This is a genomic window from Angustibacter aerolatus (assembly GCF_054776675.1).
On sequence record NZ_BAAHBM010000150.1, the window covers coordinates 1 to 3,852 of the forward strand.

Sequence of the window (3,852 nt, forward strand, 5' to 3'; positions counted from 1 at the left end):
ACGGCCAGCAGGTCGACCCGGTCGCCGGCGCGCACCAGCCCGGCGGCCTGGGCGTCGGCCACCCGCACGGACGCCGCGACCTGCGCGCCGCCGTCGGCGCTCAGCAGCGCCGGTTGCACCAGGCCCGGCCCGAGCAGCCGGACGTCGGTCAGCACCTCGCCCGCCCGCACCGGCCCGGTCACCGGACGACCCACCGCCTCGGCCGCCCTGCGCAGCGCACCCGAGGGGAGTCCGTCGGCGGGGCGGTGCACGGTCTGCACGTCGCCCTCGGCGAGCGCTGCGCCGGCCGGCAGGTCGTGTGCAGCGACGAGCACCGGCACACCGGGGTCCTGCACGGGCGCGGCGGCCCGCACCACAGCGGCCGCGGTCACGGCGAGCAGCGCGGCGGCCAGCAGCCTGCGCCGGCCGGGGCGACGGCGACGCAGCGGCGCCCACCCGGGGCCGCGCGCCGGCCGCGCCCGCGCCGTCCACCCGGCGACGCCTCCCGCACGCTCGGCGGCCGTCACGGCTGCCGCTCCCGCCGCGATGGACGACGGCCCGCGACCTGGACGACGTCGCCGAGCCCTGCGCCGGAGACCGGTCCGGCGACCGGCTCGGCGACCGGACCGGCGATCGACCTGGTGACCGACCCGGTCACGGCAGCTCGAAGGGCAGCGGCAGGCCGTCGAGGGCGTGCTGGCACGGGCAGTCGTCGTCGGTCGGCAGGGCAGGGATCACGCTGTGCAGCAGCGTCTTCAGCCGCTCGATGTTGTCGCCGAACACGCGCAGCACCTCGTCGTGGGTGACGGCCTCGCCGCCCTCGACGCCGGCGTCGTGGTCGGTGACCAGCGCGATGCTGGTGCAGCACATGGCGAGCTCGCGGGCGATCGAGGCCTCGGGCACGCCGGTCATGCCGACGACCGACCAGCCCTGGGCGGCGTGCCACTGCGACTCGGCGCGGGTGGAGAACCGCGGGCCGTTGACGACCACCAGGGTGCCGCCGTCCACCACCGTCGTGCCGAGGTCGCCCGCCGCGCGGCCGACCGTGGCGCGGCCGCGCGGGCAGTAGGGGTCGGCGAACGACACGTGCACGACGGGCGGCCGCTCGTAGACGGTGTGCGGCCGGCCCCAGGTGCGGTCGACGACCTGGTCGGGCACGACGAGGGTGCCCGGCCCGAGCTCGGGGCGCAGCGATCCCACGGCGCACGGCGCGACGACCTGCCGGACGCCGAGCGAGCGCAGCGCCCACAGGTTCGCCCGGTAGGGCACCTGGTGCGGCGCGAAGCGGTGGTCGCGCCCGTGCCGCGGCAGGAAGGCGACCGGCCGGCCACCGACCTCGCCGAGGGTCACGGCGTCGCTCGGGTCACCGAACGGCGTGGTGGGGCGCACCTCGCGGGCGTCGTCGAGGAAGGCGTAGAAGCCGGAGCCGCCGATGACGCCGACGGGGGCGGGGGAGTCGGTCATGCGGCGAGCCTAGGCAGGCGCGCAGACGGGACGGCCCGTCGTCCACAGGCCGCGTCAGGCGGCGGAGGTGGAACCGCCCGTGGAGCCCTTGCCGGTGGACGACGCGGCGGGGGGTGTGGACGACGACTCCTTGGCCGGCTTCGACCCGCCGTCGGACGAGCCGCCCTCCGACGAGGACGACGAGGACGACGAGGACGACGAGCCGTCACCCGCCGGGGTGGCCGCGCTCGAGGAGCCGCGCGAGTCGGTGCGGTAGAACCCCGAGCCCTTGAAGACCACGCCGACGGAGCCGAAGACCTTGCGCAGCCGGCCCGAGCACTCGGGGCACGTCGTGAGCGCGTCGTCGGTGAACGCCTGGACCACCTCGAACTGGTGGCCGCACTGCGTGCACGCGTAGGGGTACGTGGGCATCCGGTCTGGACCTCCGTGCGACGGCCGCCCGGGCGCCCCGCTGGCACTCGACGGCTTCGAGTGCCAAGTGTACGACGACGCGGCCGCCTCAGGTACCTCAGCGCCACCGGCACCCGAGCGCGCCGCGCGGGATACGGCGTCCGCCCGATGCGGCGCCCTACCTCAGCCGACGAGCGTGGACGACGTCCAGATCGGACGGATCCACCACCGAAGGAGAGCCCCCGTGCTTCCTCAGCAGACCGGCATCGTCCTCTACGACCCCGCCTTCCGCGCCGACCGGGTGCGCGACGACATCCGCGCCGCCCGCCGCCGCCCCCTCCTGCACGGCCTCGCCGGCCTGACCCGCCGGCTGCGGCACGCCGACGACGTCGCGCCCACGCCGTCGCGCACCGTCGTGCCCCGCCCGCGGCCGCGCTCCGCGTGAGCGTGCTGACGGCTGTCGGTGCCCTGCCCGATGATGGGCCGGTGCCGCCGTCCACCCCCTTCGTCGGGCGCTCCGACGACCTCGCCCAGCTCGCCGCGCTGACCGGGGTGCGCGGCGACGACGGCGCGGCGTCCGCGGTGCTGCTCGGCGGCGACGCCGGGGTGGGCAAGACGCGGCTGCTCGGCGAGCTGCAGGCGCTCGCCGCGCAGGCCGGGCAGCGCGTGCTCGTCGGGCACTGCCTCGACCTCGCCGAGCAGGCGCTGCCCTACCTGCCCCTCACGGAGGTGCTCACCCGCCTCGCCCACGAGGAGCCGGCTGCGGCCGACCGGCTGCTCGAGGCGCACCCGGCCCTCGCGCTGCTCGTGCGCGGACGCCGGGCGACCGGTGACGACGGCGCGGTCGACCGCGCCGACCTGTTCGCCGCGGTGCACGCCGGCCTGGCCCTGCTCGCGGACGACGGGCCGGTGCTGCTCGTCGTCGAGGACGCGCACTGGGCCGACCCCTCGACCCGCGAGCTGGTGACCTTCCTGCTCACCCGCGGCACGGCGGCCACGCTCGTGCTGTCGTACCGCACCGACGACCTGCACCGCCGGCACCCGCTGCGGCCGCTCGTCGCCCAGTGGGCCCGGCTGCCCGGCGTGGTGCGGCTGCCGCTGCGCCCGCTCGACGACGACGCGGTGCGCACCCTGGTCGGCGCCCTCGCGCCGCTCGACGAGCCGGCCGTCCGGGGCATCGTCAGCCGCGCCGAGGGCAACGCGTTCTTCGCCGAGGAGCTGGTGGCCGCGGGCGACGCAGGGGGTCGCCTGGTGTCGGCCGACCTCGCCGACGTGCTGCTCGCGCGGTTCGAGCACCTCCCGGACGACGCCCGCCAGGTCGTGCGGGCCGCCGCGGTGGCCGGGCGCCGGGTGTCGCACCGGCTGCTCGCGGCGACGGCCGAGCTCGACGACGTGCCGCTCGGCGCCGCGTGCGCCGCCGCCGTCGACGCGAACGTGCTGGTGCCGCACGGGGCTGACGGGTACGCGTTCCGGCACGCGCTGCTGGCCGAGGCCGTGTACGACGACCTGCTGCCCGGCGAGCGGGTGCGGCTGCACGCGGCGTACGCGTCGGCGCTGGCGAGCGGCCGCTTCGAGGGGGTCGCGGCCGAGCTGGCCCGGCACGCGCGCGCCGCCCACGACCACGTGACCGCTCTGCGAGCCAGCGTGCAGGCGGGCGACGAGGCGCTGCGGGTGGCGGGCTACGACGAGGCGCTGCAGCAGTACGAGGTGGCGCTGGAGGAGCTGCGCGCCGACGTCGTGGTCGACGGCCTCGACCCGACCGACGTCGTGCTGCACGCGATGGACGCCGCGGTGGCCGCGGGCCGCTCGGTGCGCGCGCTGTCGCTGGTGCTCGACCACCTGACCGCGCTGCCGGCCGACGCCGAGCCGCTGCGCCGGGCGCGGCTGCTGCACGGTGCCGCGGTGGCGTCGTTGCTGAGCGACGAGCCCGTCGACCGGCTGGCGCTGACCACCGAGGCGCTGCAGCAGGTGCCGGCCGAGCCGCCGACCGCGCTGCGCGCGCGGGTGCTCGCGGTGCAC

At 77.6% G+C, this 3,852-nt stretch carries 5 protein-coding genes; 2 read left to right on the forward strand and 3 right to left on the reverse strand.

Annotated elements, in window-relative coordinates:
- From ACYVI6_RS18205 to ACYVI6_RS18215, 3 genes are all read right to left on the reverse strand, one after another.
- A partial coding sequence (locus ACYVI6_RS18205; protein ID WP_460447716.1) for an SAF domain-containing protein occupies nt 1–506 on the reverse strand: 506 nt, incomplete at its 3' end.
- Between the two features lie 127 nt (nt 507–633).
- Complete coding sequence (locus tag ACYVI6_RS18210; protein ID WP_460447717.1) at nt 634–1,443, reverse strand: S-methyl-5'-thioadenosine phosphorylase; 810 nt, start codon at nt 1,441–1,443, stop codon at nt 634–636.
- 54 nt (nt 1,444–1,497) lie between these two features.
- A complete protein-coding gene (locus ACYVI6_RS18215) occupies nt 1,498–1,854 on the reverse strand; it encodes an FmdB family zinc ribbon protein (RefSeq protein WP_460447718.1) in 357 nt (118 codons plus the stop codon).
- 223 nt (nt 1,855–2,077) lie between these two features.
- Between ACYVI6_RS18215 and ACYVI6_RS18220 the strand changes: the two genes are divergently transcribed.
- Both ACYVI6_RS18220 and ACYVI6_RS18225 read left to right on the forward strand, forming a co-directional pair.
- On the forward strand, nt 2,078–2,278 hold the full coding sequence (locus ACYVI6_RS18220; RefSeq protein ID WP_284288268.1) for a hypothetical protein: 201 nt from the start codon (nt 2,078–2,080) through the stop codon (nt 2,276–2,278).
- 41 nt (nt 2,279–2,319) lie between these two features.
- Nucleotides 2,320–3,852, forward strand: a 1,533-nt coding sequence (locus tag ACYVI6_RS18225) for an ATP-binding protein (protein WP_460447719.1), incomplete at its 3' end; no start/stop codon positions are given.